Source organism: Geomonas azotofigens (assembly GCF_018919395.1).
Taxonomy (GTDB): domain Bacteria; phylum Desulfobacterota; class Desulfuromonadia; order Geobacterales; family Geobacteraceae; genus Geomonas; species Geomonas azotofigens.
This window is the reverse complement of record NZ_JAHLME010000002.1, coordinates 499,276-518,661: the sequence shown is the minus strand read 5'-3', so window position 1 is coordinate 518,661 and position 19,386 is coordinate 499,276. Positions and strand designations below refer to the sequence as shown.

Below are 19,386 nucleotides of genomic sequence, written 5' to 3'. Positions count from 1 at the left end.
ACAAGGACCAACTCTCAACTCTTCGGAGGCCTGACATGAAAAAAACCCTTTCCGTTCTCACCCTCGCCACCATCCTCGGTACCGTCGGCGCTGCCTGCGCCGCCGACCAGGGCTCGCTCCCCAGAAACTACGAGAACTGGGACAAGAGCAAGGCCCGCGTCATCACCGACAAGAAGTCCATGTTTTACGGGATCCACTACATCTACGTGAACAAGAAGGCGATGCCCACCTACAAGTCCGGCGGCGCCAACTACCCGGACGGGAGCCGCTTCGTCGCCGTCAACTACTCCATCAAGGAGGAGGGGGGGAAGCAGGTGCCGGGCAAGAAGAGCATGATCGTCATGATGCAAAGGGACAAGAAGGCGCAGGACACGGGCGGCTGGCGTTTCGTCGGCTTCACCCCGGATGGCAAGCCCTCGGGGCTGGACGGCAAGCGCGACTGCTTCGGGTGCCACGAAAAGGACGCCAAGGACCGGGGCTTCGTCCTCTCCCGCTACGCCGACTTCAAGTAAGCTTCCCTACTTCTCCACCTCTAAAGCGCGCCTGCCGGGCCACCGGCAGGCGTATTTTTTCCCTGACTGTTTTCCTTAAGGCGCCGTGTTATAATTCCTGACATCCAAACCGAAACAATTCCGTAGCTTTAAGGAGCTTATATGTTTACTTCGTCGATGCCCCCCAAGCTTCGTCTCACTACGCTCCCCAACGGGGTGCGGGTAGTCAGCCAGCAGATACCCGGCATGCAGAGCGCCGCCATCGGTATCCGCATAGACAGCAGCACCCGGAACGAGGATCCCGACACCGGCGGCGCCTCCCACTTCATAGAGCATCTCCTCTTCAAGGGGACCCCGACCCGCACGGCGGACCAGATCACCGACGAGTTCAACAGCATCGGCGCCCGGGCCAACGCCTACACCAGTCAGGAGGAGGTCTTCTACTACGCCGTTTCCCTCGCCTCCATCATCCCCGCCACCTTCGACATCCTGGCCGACATGTTCGTCCATTCCTCGCTTCCCGAAGAGGAGGTGGAGAAGGAGCGCGGTGTCGTGCTGCAGGAGATCCTGATGAACCAGGACAATCCCGGCCGGTTCATCTATAACCAGTTCCACCAGGGGTTCTGGCAGGGGCACCCGCTGGGGACGCCGATCCTCGGAACCGCGGAGACCATCGGCGCCATCACCAGGGAGCGCCTGATGGAGCACAAGCTCGCCAACTACCTGACCAACGCCACCATCGTCTCGGTGGCGGGCAACGTCGACCACGACCAGGTCGCGGACCAGGCGGCCCGCCTTTTGGGGGAGCTCCCGACGGGGACGCCGCGCGGCAAGAAAGCGGCGTCCGGATATCACGTCGCGGTGGGCGAGCACATGCACTACACCCGCCCCATGGAGCAGACCCATTTCTACATGGGCTATCCCCTGCCGCCGGCGGGCAACGAGCATCGGCACAAGCTGGCGGTGTTCAACCAGATCCTTGGCAGCGGCATGAACTCGCGCCTGTTCCGCGAGGTGCGCGAGCGCAGGAGCCTCGCCTACACGGTCTACTCCATGATGTCCTCGTACACGGACTCCGCCGGCCTCATGATCTACGCCGGGACCGGTCCGGAGCGCGCGCAGGAGGCGGTTGACGTCTGCCACGCCGAGGTGTTGAGGTTCTGTGACGAGAAGGTGACCGAGGAGGTCCTGGTGGCCGCCAAGGAGCAGATCCGCTGCGCGAGGCTGATGGCCCTGGACGACTGCGAGACCCAGGTGCGCAGGATCTCCAACACCACCTCGCTCTTGGGAGCGCCGGAGCCGATCGAGTCCTCGCTGGAGGCCATCGCCGCGGTCAGCGCCGAAGAGGTGCGCGAGGTGGCCCAGTTGCTGTTCAAGGACGTGGTGCCGCGCGTGGAATCGGTGGGGCCGGGAGAAGGGCCGGGACTGCCCCGCTAGGGGAAACAGCTGCCACGGAAAATGGAAAGGGGCGAGATGACTCGCCCCTTTTTTTGCGTCTGCCGAACACGGCCTCTAGCTCATTTCGTCCGTGTCCCCGCACAGATGCGGGAAGTGCTCGTGGTGCATCTCGTGTTTCAACCCGGTTATGGTGCCGCACGAGGCGCAGAGATACCTTTCGCTTTGATCGCTGTACACGTTGCGTTCACAGGAAGAACTCCAAACCCTGACGTCGCAGGAATGATCATCCATCTCTACTCCCGTCTGTCTCCTTTCGTCTGTCATGTCGGTAGCCTCCTTTTCCCTTTCTAAAGCCCGATGATCATCTGGCTTAATTTAAATATACCCCTTGCGAAGGAACCAAGCTCCGATTTTGTGAGGCTCTCGAAGATGAGCTCGTTGCCGACGGGGTGTTCAGGGTCGACCACGCGCTGGATCGGCTCCAGGACGTCGGGCAGATCGCTGTTCTCGAAGGTGGTATCCGGCTGGTAGCGGCACAGGCGGGCGTCATGGTCGTCGGCCAGGCATTCGAGGTGCCGGGTCAGGTTCTCCACGTTCTCAAAGCGCCAATCCTCGCCGCACCCCAGAAGCCCCGCGTGCTCAGCGAGAAGCGAGGCCCGCAACGCGCGGATGGCGGCGGTCATCTCCTGTGCCCCACAGGAGGGATCCACCTCCCAGGCGACGTTCAGTTCCGTGTCCAGCCCCATGCTGCGGTTGGTGGCGTTGGCCGAACCGATGGTGAGGAAACGGTCGTCGACCAGGAGCAGCTTCGAGTGGATGAAGGTCATTTTGCGGTTGCCGTGGTCCATCTCGGCTGAGGAGTAGACGCTCAGCGTGTGACCGGTTTTCTCGGCTACCTGCTGCAGGGCCCGGATCATGCGCATCTGGGGGAGTCCCAGGAACAGCTCCTCGGTGAGCGGCAGCCGGTCCGGGAGCATCATGATGATCTGCAGGGGAGGGCGCTCCGCCATGCTCATCCGCGCGACCAGCGACCAGAACACCGCCTGCGAGCTGAAATACTGGTTTTCCAGGTAGATGAGGTGCTGCGCCGACATGATGGCGTTGACGAAAAGGTGCCGGATCTCATGGATTTCCCGCCGGTCGGCGAGGGGGGTGCGCGCCACGGTGCGGCAGACCGCGACCCGGGACGCGGGGAGGGGGAAGGCGCCGGCGGGAACCGTCGGGATCAAGGCCCCGGCCCGTGGCAGCTTGAGCTCGCCGCCTCCCGAATCGCGCCACCTTTGCCGGAACAGTTCGAGCAACACCCCGACAACGGGTCCGGTGTGGTAGGTCTGGATGTCGTGATAGGAACCGTACCTGGTGCCGTCCACGTCGACACGGTCCGGGTTGTCCTTCATGTGGCGGCGATCGTCCCAGCGCGATGAGCAGATGTCCATCCCCCCCAGGTAGGCGATGGCGCCGTCGGCGATGATGAATTTCTGGTGGTGGGTGGCGCCGCTCGCGTGGACGCTGTCGAAACGAAACTGCACCCGCTTGTTGGTGTTCCAGTTGAAGATGATGTCCTGGAACCACTCCCGTTCCAGCGAAAAGACGGCGCTGAAGTCCCAGGCGAGTATGTAGATGTGCAGCTGCGGTTTCGCCTGGCAGAGCCGCTCCAGAAACTTTAGGAACCGGGTGTCCCCCGCCGAGTCGTGTTCGTCGTCCCCGCGCAGAAGGCGCACCTCCGAGTCGAACTGCCACCCGGCGAGGAGGAGGTAGCTGCGAGCGGCCAGTGCGGTGTGGTAGAAGGCGCGATAGTAGTCCTCCGCGTCAACCAGCACCCCCGTTTCCTCGACCGGATAGATGCCCATGCAGTTGGTGCCGGGGTTCAGAACGGTCATGGCAACTCCAGCGTGACGACCAGCGGCAGGTGGTCCGAGGCGACCCTGGTGAGCGGGGTGCGCGGCACCGAGACCTGGCGCACCTTGAGTTCCCGCGAGACGAACATGTGGTCGATGCGCATGAACGGCAGCTGGGACGGCCAGGTACCGCGGGGCAGACGTCCCGTGAGGCCCCGCTGCACGTCGTGCAGTTGCCGGGTCAGCAGCCGGTAGACCTGCGAGCCGGCCATGGCGTTGAAATCGCCGCAGAGCACCACCGGGTGGCTGCATTCCGGATGCTCAAGCCATTCATGACCCGTCATCGCCCTGGCCTGCTGCACCCGTTCGCCGCGATTGAGCCCGAAGTGGGTGGCGAGCACCTGGATCACGTGACCGCGCAGCACCACCTCCGCCCAGACCGCGCCCCGGCGCTCGAACGAGGGACGCAGCGGGTCGGTCGGCACCGCGCCCGCCTTGATGAGCCGCACCTCGCCGCGGCTCAGGATCGCGTTGCCGTAGCCCCCTTCTTTTAAGTGGATGGAGGAGTGGAAGTGAAACGACATCTCCAGGGTCATGGCGATGAGGTGGGCCTGGTCGATCATCTGGGTGCGCGGCAGTCCGGCGTCGAGTTCCTGCAGCGCCACGATGTCCGGGTTGCACCGGTCGATGACCTCGGCGATGCGCAGCGGGGAGAGCTTCCGGTCGGTCCCGATGCAACTGTGGACGTTGTAGGTCATCACGGAGAATGTTTTGGGCATGGCGGGGTCCCGGGGCCCAAGTAAAATTAAAAAACTTTTATAGGGTAGCGGGAGCGGGGGGGATGTCAATTGAGGCCGGTCGGCTGAAGCTGGGGGGGGAGGGCTAGGGCAGAGCAGAGCGGGGTGGGGCGGGGCGACGTGATCCCCCTCCCCTTGCGGGAGGGGGAGGGACAAAGGCAGTTATCGTGCCTGCAAAAACTCCAGCAGCAGCCGGACACCGACGCCGGTGGCTCCCTTGGGGCCGTAGGGGCGGGCCTTGTCGTTCCAGGCCGTGCCGGCGATGTCCAGGTGGGCCCAGCGGGTGTCGCCGACGAACTGCTTCAAAAACCACCCCGCGCTGATGGCGCCGCCGTCACGGCTCCCGGCATTCTTCAGGTCGGCGACGTCGCTCTTCATGACCTCGCCGTACTCCTCCCAAAGCGGCAGCGGCCAGACCCGCTCGCCGGTCTCGTCGCCGGCCCGCTTCAGGGCGTCCACCAGGCGCTGGTCGTTACCCATCAGGCCGCTCGCCTCGTGCCCGAGGGCCACCACGCAGGCGCCGGTGAGGGTGGCGAGGTCCACCATGGCGGCGGGCTTGAACTGCTCCCGGGCGAAGTGGAGCGCGTCGCACAGGATCAGGCGCCCCTCCGCGTCGGTGTTGGTGATCTCGATGGTGGTCCCGGACAGGGAGGTGAGGATGTCGCCCGGCTTGAAGGCGTTGCCGTCCGGCATGTTCTCGGCGGTCGGGACGATTCCCACCAGGTTCACCGGGAGCTTCAGGCGCGCCGCGGCCTCCATGGTGCCAAGTACCGCCGCGCTCCCCGCCATGTCCGTCTTCATCGCCTCCATGCCGGCGCCGGGCTTGATCGATATGCCGCCGGAATCGAAGGTGATCCCCTTGCCGACCAGGGCGACCGGACGCCCCTTGCCCCCCTGGTACCGCAGCACGATGAGACGCGGCGCGACGGCGGCCCCCTTGCCGACGCCGACCAGGGCGTTCATCCCCATCCGCTCCAGTTCCTCCAACTCGTAGACCCGGCACTCCAGCCCGTTGCGCTCGGCCAGTTCCCGCGCCGCCTGGGCGAGATACACCGGCGTCACCACGTTGCCCGGGTGGGAAACGAGGTCGCGGGCCAGGGTGACCCCTTCGCTGACGATGCGCGCCCGTTCCAGCGCCTGGCGCTCGGCCTCGGCCTCCTCGCCGGAGTCCAGCAGCACGGTCACCGCGTCGAACGTGAAGCGCAGCTCTTTTTCCTTGGTCTTGTACTGCTCGAAACTGTAGCTGCCGAGGAGCATCCCCATCGCGACGGTCTCGGCGGCATGGGGCAGGGAGGCGGCGTGGTGCAGGGCGCTGCTGAACGACGCCACCCGTGCGCCGCGCAGCGCCGAAACCGCGTTGCCGGCACCCTGGCGCAGGCGCTCGGCGCTGATATCCTTCTTCTTCCCAAGTCCCACCAGCAGGAGCCGCTCGGCCGGGAGCCTGCCCAGCGTGTGCAAAAGCCGGGCTGAACCGTGCTTTCCGGTGAACTCGCGGCTCTCCGCAAGGCGCCCGAGCAGGCCGCCCAAGGCGGTGTCGCAGTCGTGGTACAACGGGTCCCTGTCATCCTCGAAGCAGCCGATGACCAGGGCGGGGGTGGCGTGCTCGAGCGGCTTCGCCGAGCCGATGTCGATTCTCATGGGAACCTCCCGGTATGGTTACTTGCAGGGGTGCAGCATCTCAGCGAGTTCGAAGGCGAGTTCGACGCTCTGCTCCGCGTTGAGGCGCGGGTCGCAGTTGGTCTGGTAGTTCTCGTGCAGGTGCTTGTCCAAAAGCTGCCGGCTCCCCCCCGTGCACTCGGTGACATGGTCGCCGGTCAGCTCCAGGTGCACGCCGCCGGCCACGGTCCCCTCGGCCTTGTGGATCTCCCAAAAGGTCTTGATCTCGCGCAGGATGTCCTCGAACTTTCTCGACTTCTGGCCGAACTCGTTCTGGTAGGTGTTGCCGTGCATGGGATCGCAACTCCAGACCACGCGGTACCCCTCGCTGGTCATCTCACGCAGCAGCTTGGGGAGGTGGTTGGCCACCTTGTCGGCGCCGAACCGGGTGATCAGGGTGAGGCGGCCCGGTTCGTTGTCCGGGTTCAGCCGCTCCACGATCGCCTTGATGTTGTCGGGGTCGTAGTTGGGGCCGATCTTCATGCCGAGTGGGTTCTTCACGCCGCGCAGGAACTCGATGTGGGCTCCGTCCAACTGCCGGGTGCGGTCGCCGATCCAGAGCATGTGGCCGCTGCAGTCGTACCAGCCGCCGGTGGTGGAATCCATTCGCGTGAGCGTCTCCTCGTAGTCGAGCAGCAGCGCCTCGTGCGAGGTGTACAGGGTCACCTGGTTCAACTGCGGGGTGTGCTGCGGGTCGAGGCCGATGGCGGTCATAAAGTTGATGGTCTTCCAGATCTGGCGCACCAGGTCCTCGTACTTCTGGCCGGCGGGGAGGGCGTCCAGCGAGGCGCGGTGCCAGGCCTGCACCCGGTCCAGCGCGGCGTAGCCGCCCAGGGTGAAGGAGCGTACCAGGTTCAGCGTGGCGGCGGCGCGGTAGTACCCCTCCAGCATGCGGCGCGGGTCGGGCGTTCTCGCCTCCAGGGTCGGCTCGGGGCTGTTCACCATGTCGCCGCGGTAGCTCGGGAGCTCGACCCCGTTCACCAGCTCCGTGTCCGAGGAGCGCGGCTTGGCGTACTGCCCCGCCATGCGCCCGATCTTGATGACCCGCTTTTCGCCGGCGTAGGCGACGACGACCGACATCTGCAGGATGACCTTCAGCAATTCGCGGATATCGGGACCGGTGCAGCGCGAGAAATCCTCGGCGCAGTCGCCGCACTGCAGCACGAAGGCGTTACCGTCGACCGCGTCGGCAAGCTGTGATTTAAGCGTCTGGCACTCGCCCGCGAACACCAGCGGCGGCAGCTGCGAGAGCGTTTTCAGCGATTCGTCCAGAGCCGGCCCCGCCGGCCACACCGGCTGCTGCAGGGCGGGAAACGAGCGCCAGCTCGATTTGCTCCATTTCGTGGTAGGCATGCTGAAACCTCTTTGATTCCTGGGATTGGGCATCCGGGGCGAGCGCGCAAGCGTGCCGGGGAACGCGTTGCAATGGTAGCAGGATTGACGCCGATTGAAAAACTAAAAAGTTAATAAAATCAATGAAGGTCATGTTAAAGACTCTTCCAAACCGGCGCCGTCGTGGTATGATGCACGACCATGAATGAGGATCACCCCACCGACATGACACCGACCAGCCCTACCGAATCACCCGCCGCAACAACGGCCGGCGCCGCCGCCCGCGCCGACGAGGACGGCTTGAACCATGCAACACCACCGGACCCGGTCACGCCGAGGAGCGTTCTGTCCCATCTCCGATTAGACCTTTACGGCGGTCTGCGCGGCGCATTCTTCCTGCGCTCCGGCTTCGAAACGCTCGATTCAACCCCGGCGAGCCTGGTGTTGCTGGTGCTCGCCGACCTGGTGCTGAACCTGCTGGTCTCCTTGCTGCTGGTCGGGCGCGGCGGAAGTTTCTCGTACTCTTCCATCCCGTATTTCCTGTTCTACCTTCCACTGTTCCTGCTCTTCGGGGTCGCGGCGCAGCGGCTGCTGCGGCGCCCCTCCGCGCTGGTCGGCGTGGTCTGCGCGCTGGTCGCCTTCAGCATTCCCATCGAGCTCTGCCACGGCCTCTTGGAGTGGCTCGCCCAGTGGCGCCCCTTCGAGGGGCTCTCCGATCACCTCGCCGCCCCGCACTACTACCGCTTCTTCGGCTGGTGGCTGGCGGCCTCGCTCGTCTTCCTGCTGCGTCTGGCGCGCCCGGGAGGTTGGCACCGCCGGCTCGAACTCGTCTTGCTGTTCCTGGTGCTGCTGGGTCCCCCCTTGTACTTTTACCAGCGCGGCGACCTCTGGGTGAGCAACGAGGGGGGGAACGAGAGCGGAGAGCTCTCCCTCACCGACCAGGTGCTCACCGCCCAGGACCACCTCCTCAACGACCAACTCGGCGCCCTGCTCCCGGGGCGTCCTGGCCACAGCGACCTCTACTTCATCGGGTTCGCCGGGGACGCCTCGCAGGATGTCTTCCTGAAGGAGCTGAGCGCGACCCGGCAGCTCTTCGACACCCGTTTCGGGACCGCTGGGCGTTCCGTGCTGCTGGTCAACAACCCGCAAAGCGCCACCACGCTCCCCTTCGCCACCGTGGGCAACCTCGAGCGGGCCCTGGTGCGGGTGGGCGAGGTGATGAACCGCGACGAGGACGTGCTCTTCCTCTACCTCAGCTCGCACGGCTCCAGGGACCAGGAGCTCGAGGTGAGCAACGCTCCGCTGGAGCTGAAGCAGGTGACGCCCGAGTCGCTGCGGCGCATGCTGCGCAAGGCGGGGATCAGGTACAAGGTGGTGGTGGTCTCTGCCTGTTTCTCGGGAGGGTTCATCCAGCCGTTGCAGGACGACGGCAGCCTCGTCATCACCGCCGCTGACGCGACCCACGAGTCGTTCGGCTGCGGCTTCGGGGAGAACTACACCTGGTTCGGGGAGGCCTTCGTGGGGGATGCGCTGCGGGGGACCTTCAGCTTCACCGATGCCTTCGAGAAGAGTCGCGACACCATCAGGAAATGGGAGGAGGAGCGGGGCGAGACCCCTTCCAACCCCCAGATCTGGGCCGGCAAGGAGATCTGGCCGGTGCTGAAGCGGCTGCAAAAGGAGCTGGAACAGCGGAAAGCAAAGTAGGTAGTGCCCCGGGGCGGGTGAGGGAGGTTGCCCGCGCCAACCCCCTCACCCTGGCCTCTCCCCGGGGGGAGAGGGAATTACCAACGGCGGAAGATCAGCCTGACCGGTCTTTGTCTAGCGCGCGCCGCCGACGGTGATGGCGGGGATGAGGAGCGTCGGCTGCGCGTCGGAGACCGGCACCCCCTGGCCGTCCTTGCCGCAGGTGCCGATGCCGAAACCGAGATCGTTCCCCACCATGGCGATCTGCCGCAGCACCTGTGGGCCGTTCCCCGCCAGGGTCGCCCCCCGGACCGGCTCGCCGATGGCGCCGTTCTCGATCAGGTACCCCTCGGTCACCTCGAAGACGAAGTCCCCGTTCACCGTGTTGACCTGACCACCCCCCATGCGCTTCACGAAAAGACCGTCGGACACGCTCCTCAAGATATCGGCCGGATCGCTCTTCCCCGGAGCGATCAGCGTGTTGGTCATACGCACGATGGGGCGGTTGCGGTAGGACTCGCGTCGGCCGTTGCCGGTGGACGCGCACCCCTCCTTAAGGGCCGAGAGCCGGTCGTACAGGTAACCCTTGAGGATGCCGTTTTCCACCAGCACCGTCTTTTGTGCCGGCGTCCCCTCGCTGTCGAAGCCGAAAGAGCCGCGCGCGTACGGGATGGTGGCATCGTCGACGACCGTGATCAGCCCGGAGGCGACCTGCTCGCCGATCCTCCCCCGATACACCGAACTCCCCGCCTGGACCAGGTCCGCCTCCAGCCCGTGGCCGATCGCCTCGTGCACCATGGTTCCCCCCGCCTCGCTGGAGAGGACCACCGGGAACTGCCCCGCCGGTGATTTCCTGGCCCCGAGCATCATCACGCCGCGTGCCGCTGCCCGCAGCGCCAGTTCCTCGGGTGGAAACTCGTCGAAGAGCTCGAAGCCCCGGGCGGCACCCACCGGCTCGTACCCGGTCTGGGTCACCGTGCCGTCCTGCGCCACGACCTGGGTCATGAACACGGTGGAGCAGGAACTCTCCTCGTGGAACTCCCCCAGCGAATTGACACTCTGGGTCTTGACCCGGGCATCGCGGTACACCGCGAGCACCTGCCGGACGCGCGGATCGAAGCCGCGTGCGGCGCGGTCGGCGCGGGTCACCAGCGCGACCTTTCGCACCAGCTCCACCTGGTCGGGGGGGATGGCCGCCGCGCACCCGCCCGCCGACCTCGGGGCGCAGAGGTTGAAATCGGGATGGGGCACCCCGCCGCGCACGCCGCGGCTCACCGTCTCGGCAAGTTCCAGAAGGGAGTCCAGGCTCAGCTGGTTGGTGTAGGCGTAGGCGGTCGAGAAGCCCGAAATGACGCGGATCCCGATGCCGCGGTCCGTCGCCGACAGCACCCGCTCCACCTTGCCGTCCTCGCAGGTGACCGAGGTATAGGCGCCGTCCTCGTAGTAGATGTCGGCGAACTCGCCGCCGGCGGCGAGGGCCCGTTTCAAGATCGCAGCGGCGTCTACGCTTTCGAGCACGGCTCACCTGCCTCGGTCACCTCGGTGACCTCTATTTCCTGCGCCAGCGCATGCATCATGGAGTCCACCTCGGCGGCGAAGCAGACCGGGTAGTTGACCCGCACGATGCCCCGTTTGCCGTCGATGGTGCTCATCATGGTGAGCCCTTCGTGGGCCTCCAGGATGTATTTCATGTACACGATGTCGCGGTTGGCCAGCTGGTAGTAGCGGTTGGCGGTATCCATCATTCCTCCCTCGGGCCCTTCGGCCCGGTTTTCGTACATACCATCTGGGCGTACAAAAGACAAATTTTCTTTCCCTCCGGTTGCCTATGCGCCACCGTCTGATATTTTCTAAGCCATGATATTAGTTGATTCTAATAAATTCCCGGTATCCCCTAAGACCCTGTCCCGACGGCTTGCGCAGCTCTGCTGCGTTTTGTTTTTCCTGTTCTTCATGGGAAACGGGGCCTTCGCCGCGGGCCGCCCCGACCTCATGGTCCGCCTCGCCAGCGAGACCGACGCCGCCTACATCGGCGAGGGGATCTACGAGAGCACCGCCACCGTGCAATCGCGCTCCCAGCCTTCCTACCCGGGGCTCCCGGCCCAGTTCCGGGTGCTCTTGAAGAATGCGGGTGACCAGCCGGACCGCTTCCTGCTCACCGCTCCGGGAAGCGGCGGCGCCATCACCGTCAGCTACCTCGACGCCACCGGCGCCGACCTGGCCAGCGCCTTGTCCGGCTCGGGATATCTGAGCGCACCCCTGGCGCCAGGTGAGTCGCTGGCGCTGCTGGTCCGGGTGAACCCGACCACCTTCACCCTGGGGGCGAGCTACCGCGTCGCCGTGACCGCGCTCTCCATCGGCGACCCGCAGGCGACCGACCAGGTGAAGACCGAGACCGTCGCCTGCGTGCAGACCGCCGCGGTCACCGTCTCGGCGCCGCCGGACGGCTCCGGCGCACCCGGCACCGTGGTCAACTACCCGTACACGGTGAAAAACGTCGGTAACGGCGATAACGCCTTCGCCCTCACCGTCACCATGGCAAGCGGCTGGAGGGGAGAGCTCTTCGCCGACGACGGCGCCGGGGGAGGGATCGCCGGCGACGGGGTACGCCAGTCCGGGGAGAGCCACGGCTGCCTGGGAACCGGGACGCTGGCGCCGGGAGCCTCCTACCGCTTCTTCCTGGCGGTCACCGTCCCCGAGGCGGGTGGCGACGGGGCGCGCGGCGAGTCGCTCCTCGCCGTATCAGGCACCGGTGCGAACGGGACCGACCAGGTCACCACCACCGTGGTGGCGGCCGCGGTATTCCTTACCGAAGGGGTGCGCAACCTCACCAGGGGGGGGATCTTCGCGGCCAACGCCGAGGCCGTCCCGGGGGACCTGCTTCAGTACCGGATGGCCGTCACCAACGGAGGCTCCGCCCCGGCGACCTCGGTCAGCATCGACAGCCCGATCCCCGCCGGCCTCGTGGTCGCACCCGACTCGCTGTTGCTGTCCCTCGCCTCCACCGGCGCGGGGGCCCCCTGCGCCGCGGCGGAATGCGGACAGGCCAGGATCGCGGACGGGAGCGTCATCGCGCAGCTCGGCGAGGGAGCCACGGTTTCCAGCGGCGGCACCCTCGCGCCCGGCAAGACCATCTACCTGTACTTCAAGGCGCAGGTCCAATAACGCATCAAGATGAGGCCTGATCCTCCGCTGCAGACATCCTAAATCCCCTCTCCCTCTGGGAGAGGGCTAGGGTGAGGGGATTGGCGCGTGAAACCGGCCATCACCGGCCCTTCGGGCACCCTCTCCCGGGGGGAGAGGGGACTAGTGGAAGATCTTGGGTAAGCAGGTACTACATTGATCGGGGAAAGTGATGACGGTCCCGGGATGGCGCAAGATGGGGGGGGAACTGGTCCTGGCATGCCTCCTTGGCATGGCACTCACGCTCGCCCTTCCCGCCGCCGCGCTCTCCCTTACCCCTTCCGGGACCGTGATCAGCCACGATTTCGCCGCCCGCTTCGCGACTCCCGCCCCGCGTCAGGTCCGCTCCAACCTGACCCAGATAACGATCAAGGACCTGGCGGACCCTGAGCTGGTCCCACCCCGGACCGCGACGGCGAAGGTGGGCGTTCCCGTCGATTTTCAGCATGTCCTGACCAACAGGGGGAACTTCCCCGACAGCTTCCAGGTGAAGGCGCTGCTCCCCCAGGGGGTGACCGAGAGCGGGCCCGCGCCGGCCTTGCGTTTCTACCAGGGCGACGGCGTGACGCCGGTGCCGACCGGCCCCGGGGGAATCCAGGTCGTCGGGCCCGTCCCCGCCGGCGCCTCGGTGGACCTGGTGCTGCGCGCCGTGCCCGCCGCGGGGAGCGAGGGGAGGGTGACGAGCATCGTGGTGTCGGCGACCTCGGTACTGGTTCCCGCCCGCAACAGCAGTGTCAACGACCAGTTGCAGGTTCCCGTCCCCGGGAGCGTCACCGTTTTGAAGAGCGTGAGCCCGGAGGGCGCGGTCCTGCCCGGCGCCGTGCTCTCCTTTGGACTCGCGCTCAGAAACGGTGGGGCCGCACCCGTCTCCGGGGTGCTGGTGGTGGACCCCCTGGATGAGCTTCTCGAGTACCAGCCCGGCAGCGCCGTCCTCCCCGATGGCCTCTCCGGCGCGGTGAGCTATGACGCGGGGAGCCGGTCGCTGCGCTTCGACATCCCGACCGTCCCGGCGGGGTATAGCGGCACGGTCACCTTTCGCGCCGCCGTGCGAGCGGACGCTCCCGGCAACGCCCCCATCGTCAACACCGCCGGCGTCACCAGCAGCCTGAGCGGCACGCCCGTTCTCAGCAACAGCACCTTCAACACGGTGCTCGCCCGCGCCCTGGTGGTGACCAAGCAGGCCGGCAGCGCCGTGGCCGAGGCGGGGGACATCGTGGCCTACACCGTGCGGGTGGAGAACGTCGGGGCGGCGCTTTTGGAACACGTCACGGTGGAGGACCGGATCCCCCGGGGCTTCCGCTACCTGAAGGGATCGAGCCACCTGGACGGCTTCGCCGTCGCCGACCCGGTGGGAGCGTCGCGGCAGTTGAGCTGGGACACGGGGAGCATGGCGCCCGGCGCGGTGAAGGTACTTTCCTACCGGCTGGTCCTCTCCGCCGAAGTCCCCGTCGGGACCAGCGTCAACTGGGCCCGGGCCTCAGGGGTCACCCAGGCCGGGAGTGCCAGCATCTCGCCTCCGGCCAGCGCGGCCATCAAGGTGCGCCCCTCCATCCTGGGGGACAAGGCGGTGATCATGGGAAGGATCTTCCGGGACAGTAACGGCAACGGCGTGCCCGATCCCCATGAGCCGGGCGAGCCCGGGGTCAGGATCTACCTGGAGGACGGCTCCTACGTGTTCAGCGACGGCGAGGGGAAGTACAGTTTCACCGGGGTCGCTTCCGGCGACCACGTCTTGAAGGTGGACCGCGGCACCCTGGATCCCGCGCTGCGCCCGCTGCCGTACAATACCGCCTTCGCCGGGGTGGGGTGGTCGCAGTTCGTGACGGTCCCCTTCGGCGGCCCGGCGCGGGGCGACTTCGCCCTGGTGGCGGCACCCGCCGCGCCATCTCCCCCGGACGCCGGCGCCGCGGGCGCTGCGCCCCCCACGCCGGTCGCTCCGACGGCTCCCCTGGTTCCCTCCGCTGCGGTGCCCCCCGCGCGCCCGGACCACCCCGCCGACTGGCTCCTGGTCGGGTTGGGCAGCGCCACCGTGGGCGCCAAGGCCGGTGGCGACGCGGGCGTTTTCCACGAGGAGCGTCTCGCCTTCTACACCCGCGGCACCCTCCTGGGCGACTACCGGCTCACCGCCGCCTACGACTCGGACAAGGAGCGCCGCGACGGGGTCTTCCAGGCCATCGACCCGGAGAAGTACTACCCGGTCTACGGCGACGCCAGCGACATCGGCTACGACGCCCAGTCCAGGGGGAAACTCTTCCTCAAGGTCGAGTCCGGCCGCTCCCACCTCATGGCGGGCGACTACCGCACCGACCTCTCCGAGAACGAGTTCTCCCGCTACGACCGCGCCCTGAACGGCGTGAAATTCGAGGTGAACCGGGACCACCTCACCGCCAAAGGGTTCGAAAGCCGCACCGAGGAGGCCATCATCCGCGACGAGATCCACGGCGACGGCACCTCCGGATACTACCTGTTGTCCCGAAAGCCCGTCTTCGAGAACAGCGAGCGGGTCCGCATCGAGGTGCGCGATCGCTACCACTCGGAGCGGGTCCTTTCCATCACCGAGAAGGTCCGTTACGCCGACTACTCCATCGATTACCTGGCGGGGACCATCCTCTTCAAGGAGCCGGTACCCTCGCTGGACCAGTTCCTGAACCCGGTCACCATCGTGGTCACCTACCAGGGGCTGGGGGGGGGCGAGCAACGCTACGTCTACGGCGGACGGGCCCAGTACCGCACCGACCAGGGCTCCTGGCTCGGAGGCACCGCGGTGGTCGAGGAGCACGCCGGCAAGGACACGTCCCTCTACGGTCTCGATGCCGGCTGGCGCCTCGGCTCCTGGCTCACCGTGAAGGGGGAGGGGGCGGTCAGCGAGAGCCTGGACAAGGGACGGGGGAGCGCCTGGAAGACCGACCTCACCCTGCGACCGATCGAGCCCCTCTCCCTCGGGCTTTACTACCGGAAGGTTGACGCGGATTTCTTCAACCCGTCCATGAGCGGCAACGAGACCGGCACCGAGAAGTTTGGCGGCCGGCTCGATTACCGCGCCCCCGGCGACACGCGGCTCTTCGCGGAGAGCTTCGTGCAGCGCGACGAGATCGCCGGGCGCAGGCTGGTCGGGAACCAGGTGGGGGCGACCCGCAGGTTCACCCTCCTCGACGCGGAAGCCGGGGTGAAGCTCGTGAGCCAGGAAAAGGATGGTAAGAACGGCGACTCGGACCTCGTCTACGGCGGCGTCAAGGGAAGCCTCACCCCGAGGCTCGACGCGACCCTGCGCCGCGAGCAGCTCCTCTTCGCCTCCACCATCCCGGAATACCAGTCCAAGACCTTCCTGAAGCTCGACTACCGCCTGAGCGACCGGACCAAGGCCTTCGTCACCGAGGAGTACCAGGAGGGCTCCCCGCTGATCCGGCACGCCACGCTTTTTGGCCTGGAGAGCAGGCTCTCCGAACGGATGCGCGTAACCACCGGCTACAGCCTGTCCAGCGGCGTCCTCGGCAACACCGAGCAAAGTAACGTCGACCTGCACAGCAAGCTGGTCGAGACGGACGGCTTCAGCCTCGCCTCCCGCACCGGCTACCAGCTGGAAAACTCCCTCTCCGGCGAGCGGGGGGAGGCGGTCCTGGGGCTTAACAGCCGCTACCGTGTGGCGCAGGGACTCTTCTTGAACTCGAGCTTCGAGCGGCTGCAGACGGTGCAGGGGGCGGATGGGACCCGCACCGCCTTCACCCTGGCCGGCGAATACCTGCGTGCCCGCGACGTAAAACTCACCGGCCGTTACGAGATCCGCACCGGTCCCGGCGAGACCGCCTCGCTCTACGGCGCCCACGCGGCCTACCGCCTGACCCCCTCGTTCACCCTTTTGGGCAAGGTTTCCCTCTGGGATCGCGACGCCGACGCGGGCAACGACGTCACCGTGGACAGCTACGTGGGCGGCGCCTTCCGCCCCCTGGCGGGGAACCCGCTCCATCTCCTCTCCCTGGTGCGTTACAAGGTGGATCGGCGGGGGACGCTGCCGGGCGCACCGGACAGCCGCAGCGTGATCGTCTCGGCGGAGCCCACCTACCGCCTGGTGAGCCGCTGGACCGCGCAGGGGAAGTACGCCGGGAAGGTGAGCTGGTCCGAGGGGACCGGGGGGGGCTGGAACAGCTACACCGACCTGGTCCTGGCGGGCCTCTCCTACGACCTCGCCGAGCGCTGGGAGCTGTCCGCCTACCTGAAGCTGTTGAACCAGTACGACGCGGGGATGCACTCGCTCGGCGCGGTCGGCAGCGCCGGGTACCGGGTCTACCGCAACGTGGTCGTGTCGGCCGGCTACAACTACGCGCGGCTGGACGACCGCGACCTGACCGGCGAGAGCTACCAGGGGCAGGGCCCCTTCTTCGGCATCAAGGTGAAGTTCGACGAGGACATGTTCGAGTCCGCCGCCGCCAAGGTGCCGCCGCCCCCTCCGCCACCCCCGGCGCCGTTGGCGGCACCCCTCCCGGACCCCGAACCGGAACTGGTCCCCGCCGTGCTGGTGACCCTGGAGCGCCTGGACGAGCCGCTGCTCTTGTCCGGCAGCGCTGAACTCTTCACCCTGCTGGTGAACGGCGAGGCGGCCCGGCTTCCGTCCACCGCGGTCAGCCTGTCCCGGGAACGGCTCGCCTCGCTCGATCTGAAGGGGGGACGCTTCGCGGAACCGCTGCGGCTTTTGACCAGCGTCGACGAGCCGGACCAGGTCCGCTCCTGGAGCGTCACCTTCCTGAACCGCGCCGGCGAGGAGATCCGGAAGATCGGCGGCAACGGCGCACCCCCCAAACGGGTCGCCTGGGAGGGGAAAACGGACCGGAGCCGGGTCGAGCGGGGGGAGATCTACCAAAGCCAGCTCCAGGTCACCTACCTGGACGGCTCGGTGTTCCGCACGGGCCGGGAACTCTTCGGGGTCAACCGCCGCGAGGCCGTGCTGCTGACCCTGGCCGGCGGAGCCTTCGTCTTCGACAAGGCGCTCCTGACCACCGAGGCCAAGCGTCTCCTGACCGGGGCGGCTCGCGTGCTGCGCGAGCATCCGGACGAGCAGGTGATCGTCGAGGGGCACACCGACGGCATCGGCGGCGTGGAGTACAACATGGCCCTCTCGAAACGGCGCTGCGACGCCGCCGCCGATTACCTGGTGCGGGTGGAGGGGATCGCCCCGTCCCGCCTGCTGCGGCGCTGGTTCGGCAAGTCCAGGCCGGTCGCGGACAACGCCACCACGCCGGGGCGCCGGCTGAACCGCCGGGTGGAGCTGAAGGGTGATTACCAGCAACTGCGCCCGACCGACCCCGACGACCGGTACCGGACCCGCCCCTTCGTCGTCATCAACGGGCGCGATGTCCCGGTCGACCCTCTCGGGCGCTACGAGACCTCCGTCCCCGGGGAGACCGCCCGACTCAAGGTGGAGATGGGGGACTCGCGCGGGAGGTTCCTGGCCACCGAGCTCCCGCTCCCGGAGCTGACCGTGGCGCAGCCCGACCGCTTTGTCCTGGTCCGCTACGGCGCGACCGTTTCCGGCGTCACGGTTTCCCCGGACGGCGCCATCTTCTGCCGGCTCTCGGGCCGCACGGGAGAAGGGGAGCGGATCGAACTGGACGGCCGCGAACTCCCCCGCACCCCGCTGGGCGCCTTCGCCCTCGACGTCCCGCTGGGGAGCGGGGACCGGGTGCTGGGGATGGTGGTCCGAAACGGCGCCGGGTGCTCCAAGCTCTTGAACCTGCGGCTGCGCTCCGAGAAGCAGCTGGTCGCGCCGACGGAGGTGCCGCCATGAGCGCCCGGGACCGCCTGAGAAGGCTCCTCGGGGTGGCGGCCGAGACGGCGCTCGCGCTCCTGCTCGTCCTCGCGCTCTTCTGGCTTTTCATCCTGTTCCTGTTCGCCGTGTTCCCCTCGGGGACCCCGATCAAGGAGCTGGTCGCCGATTCGGGCGAACGCTCTCCCCTGGCGCGCGGCGGCGCCAAGCGCCCCGAGGCGGCCCTGCAGTCCCTGGTGCGCGACGTCCGCTGCCGGCGCGGCGATTCCGTGGCGTGGGGTGACGCCAGCGAGGGGATGATCCTGTACAACCGCGACGCGGTGCAGACCTTCGACCGTTCCGGCGCCACCATCTCCTTCGCCCCCGGTGACGCCCTCGCCATGGGGAGTAACTCCATGGTGGTGGTGACCCGCCTGAACGAGACGCTGGAGGGGGGACCGCGGTCGTACCGGGTGCACGTGGAGGGGGAGTTGCGCGGCACGTTCTCCTCGGCCAAGAGGGTGCGCCTCGAGGTTGCCACCGCCGGGCACCTGGCCCGGGTCGTGCCGGGAGCATCGCGCTTCAGCTTCACCCCGCTCGGCGACAACGCCTCCAGCCTCACGGTCCTTGCCGGCGAGGTGCGGGTCCAGGGAGAGGACCGGGTGATCCGGGTTCCGGCCCGTTTTGGCGTGACGCTCAGGCGCGGGGTGCCGGTGGGGCCGGCGCTTCCCCTGCCGGGCGCACCGAGGCTTAAGAACGAGAACCTGCTCTACCGCTTCCGCCAGCTCCCTCCCAAGGTCCGCTTCAACTGGACCGGCGGCGAAGGGGTGTACCACTTCCAGCTCTCCGACGAGCCTCGCTTCCGGAAGGTGCTCATGGACAGCAGGGTGAACGGGGCCGAGCTCGACGCGGGGACCCTGGAGGCCGGGAACTACTACTGGCGGGTGAGCCGCATCGAGGAGGGGAGGGAAGGCCCCTTCAGCAGGACCGGGCGCTGCCGGCTGCTGCAGCTGTTGAACCCGCCGCGGCTTCAGGTCGACTTCCCGCCGACGACGATCGGCGTGGGGGGCTTCCGCCTGGCCGGCAGGTGTCAGCCCGGCTCCAGCGTCTACGTGAACGGGGCGGCGGCCACCATGGCCGAGGACGGCAGCTTCAGTCGCGAGATCGAGCTCAGCTCCGGGGTCAACCTGATCAGGGTCGAGGCGGTCGACGAGGCGGGTAACGCGAGCTACGCCTCGCGGGTGGTGTACGGCAAAGAATAGGGGAGGGCT

12 protein-coding genes are annotated in these 19,386 nt (G+C 67.2%); 6 read left to right on the top strand and 6 right to left on the bottom strand.

Annotated features, from left to right (window positions below):
- Positions 1-35 precede the first annotated feature (35 nt).
- Together KOL99_RS07275 and KOL99_RS07270 are read left to right on the top strand one after the other, a co-directional pair.
- A complete protein-coding gene (locus KOL99_RS07275) occupies positions 36-512 on the top strand; it encodes a cytochrome P460 family protein (protein ID WP_216509811.1) in 477 nt (158 codons plus the stop codon).
- A 141-nt stretch (positions 513-653) separates the two neighbouring features.
- Positions 654-1,928, top strand: a complete 1,275-nt coding sequence (locus KOL99_RS07270; RefSeq protein ID WP_216509810.1) for a M16 family metallopeptidase — start codon at positions 654-656, stop codon at positions 1,926-1,928.
- Positions 1,929-2,236: 308 nt separating this feature from the next.
- Here the strand turns inward: KOL99_RS07270 and KOL99_RS07265 are convergent, their stop codons facing one another.
- From KOL99_RS07265 to KOL99_RS07250, 4 genes are all read right to left on the bottom strand, one after another.
- Positions 2,237-3,769, bottom strand: a complete 1,533-nt coding sequence (locus tag KOL99_RS07265; protein ID WP_216509809.1) for a phospholipase D-like domain-containing protein — start codon at positions 3,767-3,769, stop codon at positions 2,237-2,239.
- On the bottom strand, positions 3,766-4,506 hold the full coding sequence (locus KOL99_RS07260; protein ID WP_216509808.1) for an endonuclease/exonuclease/phosphatase family protein: 741 nt from the start codon (positions 4,504-4,506) through the stop codon (positions 3,766-3,768). Before KOL99_RS07260 ends, KOL99_RS07265 begins: the two co-directional genes overlap by 4 nt.
- 180 nt (positions 4,507-4,686) lie before the next feature.
- Positions 4,687-6,162 carry a leucyl aminopeptidase gene (locus tag KOL99_RS07255; protein WP_216509807.1) on the bottom strand — a complete coding sequence of 492 codons (1,476 nt, stop codon included), beginning with the start codon at positions 6,160-6,162 and terminating at the stop codon, positions 4,687-4,689.
- A gap of 18 nt (positions 6,163-6,180) precedes the next feature.
- Positions 6,181-7,533, bottom strand: coding sequence for a class II 3-deoxy-7-phosphoheptulonate synthase (locus KOL99_RS07250; RefSeq protein WP_216509806.1), 1,353 nt, complete (start codon positions 7,531-7,533; stop codon positions 6,181-6,183).
- A 180-nt stretch (positions 7,534-7,713) separates the two neighbouring features.
- Between KOL99_RS07250 and KOL99_RS07245 the strand changes: the two genes are divergently transcribed.
- Positions 7,714-9,216, top strand: coding sequence for a C13 family peptidase (locus tag KOL99_RS07245; RefSeq protein ID WP_236025877.1), 1,503 nt, complete (start codon positions 7,714-7,716; stop codon positions 9,214-9,216).
- 114 nt (positions 9,217-9,330) lie between these two features.
- Here the strand turns inward: KOL99_RS07245 and KOL99_RS07240 are convergent, their stop codons facing one another.
- Both KOL99_RS07240 and KOL99_RS07235 read right to left on the bottom strand, forming a co-directional pair.
- Positions 9,331-10,713: a TldD/PmbA family protein gene (locus KOL99_RS07240; protein ID WP_216509805.1), complete on the bottom strand. Its 1,383-nt coding sequence runs from the start codon at positions 10,711-10,713 to the stop codon at positions 9,331-9,333.
- Positions 10,698-10,937: a DUF4911 domain-containing protein gene (locus KOL99_RS07235; protein WP_216509804.1), complete on the bottom strand. Its 240-nt coding sequence runs from the start codon at positions 10,935-10,937 to the stop codon at positions 10,698-10,700. The genes KOL99_RS07240 and KOL99_RS07235 overlap by 16 nt, the downstream gene beginning before the upstream one ends.
- 193 nt (positions 10,938-11,130) lie before the next feature.
- Here KOL99_RS07235 and KOL99_RS07230 point away from each other — a divergent pair, with 193 nt between their 5' ends.
- From KOL99_RS07230 to KOL99_RS07220, 3 genes are all read left to right on the top strand, one after another.
- Positions 11,131-12,360, top strand: a complete 1,230-nt coding sequence (locus KOL99_RS07230; protein ID WP_236025875.1) for a COG1470 family protein — start codon at positions 11,131-11,133, stop codon at positions 12,358-12,360.
- A gap of 190 nt (positions 12,361-12,550) precedes the next feature.
- The gene (locus KOL99_RS07225) at positions 12,551-18,157 is read left to right on the top strand and encodes an OmpA family protein (protein ID WP_236025873.1); all 5,607 of its coding nucleotides are present in this window, start codon (positions 12,551-12,553) and stop codon (positions 18,155-18,157) included.
- A complete protein-coding gene (locus KOL99_RS07220) occupies positions 18,154-19,377 on the top strand; it encodes a hypothetical protein (RefSeq protein ID WP_216509802.1) in 1,224 nt (407 codons plus the stop codon). Before KOL99_RS07225 ends, KOL99_RS07220 begins: the two co-directional genes overlap by 4 nt.
- Positions 19,378-19,386: the final 9 nt, after the last annotated feature.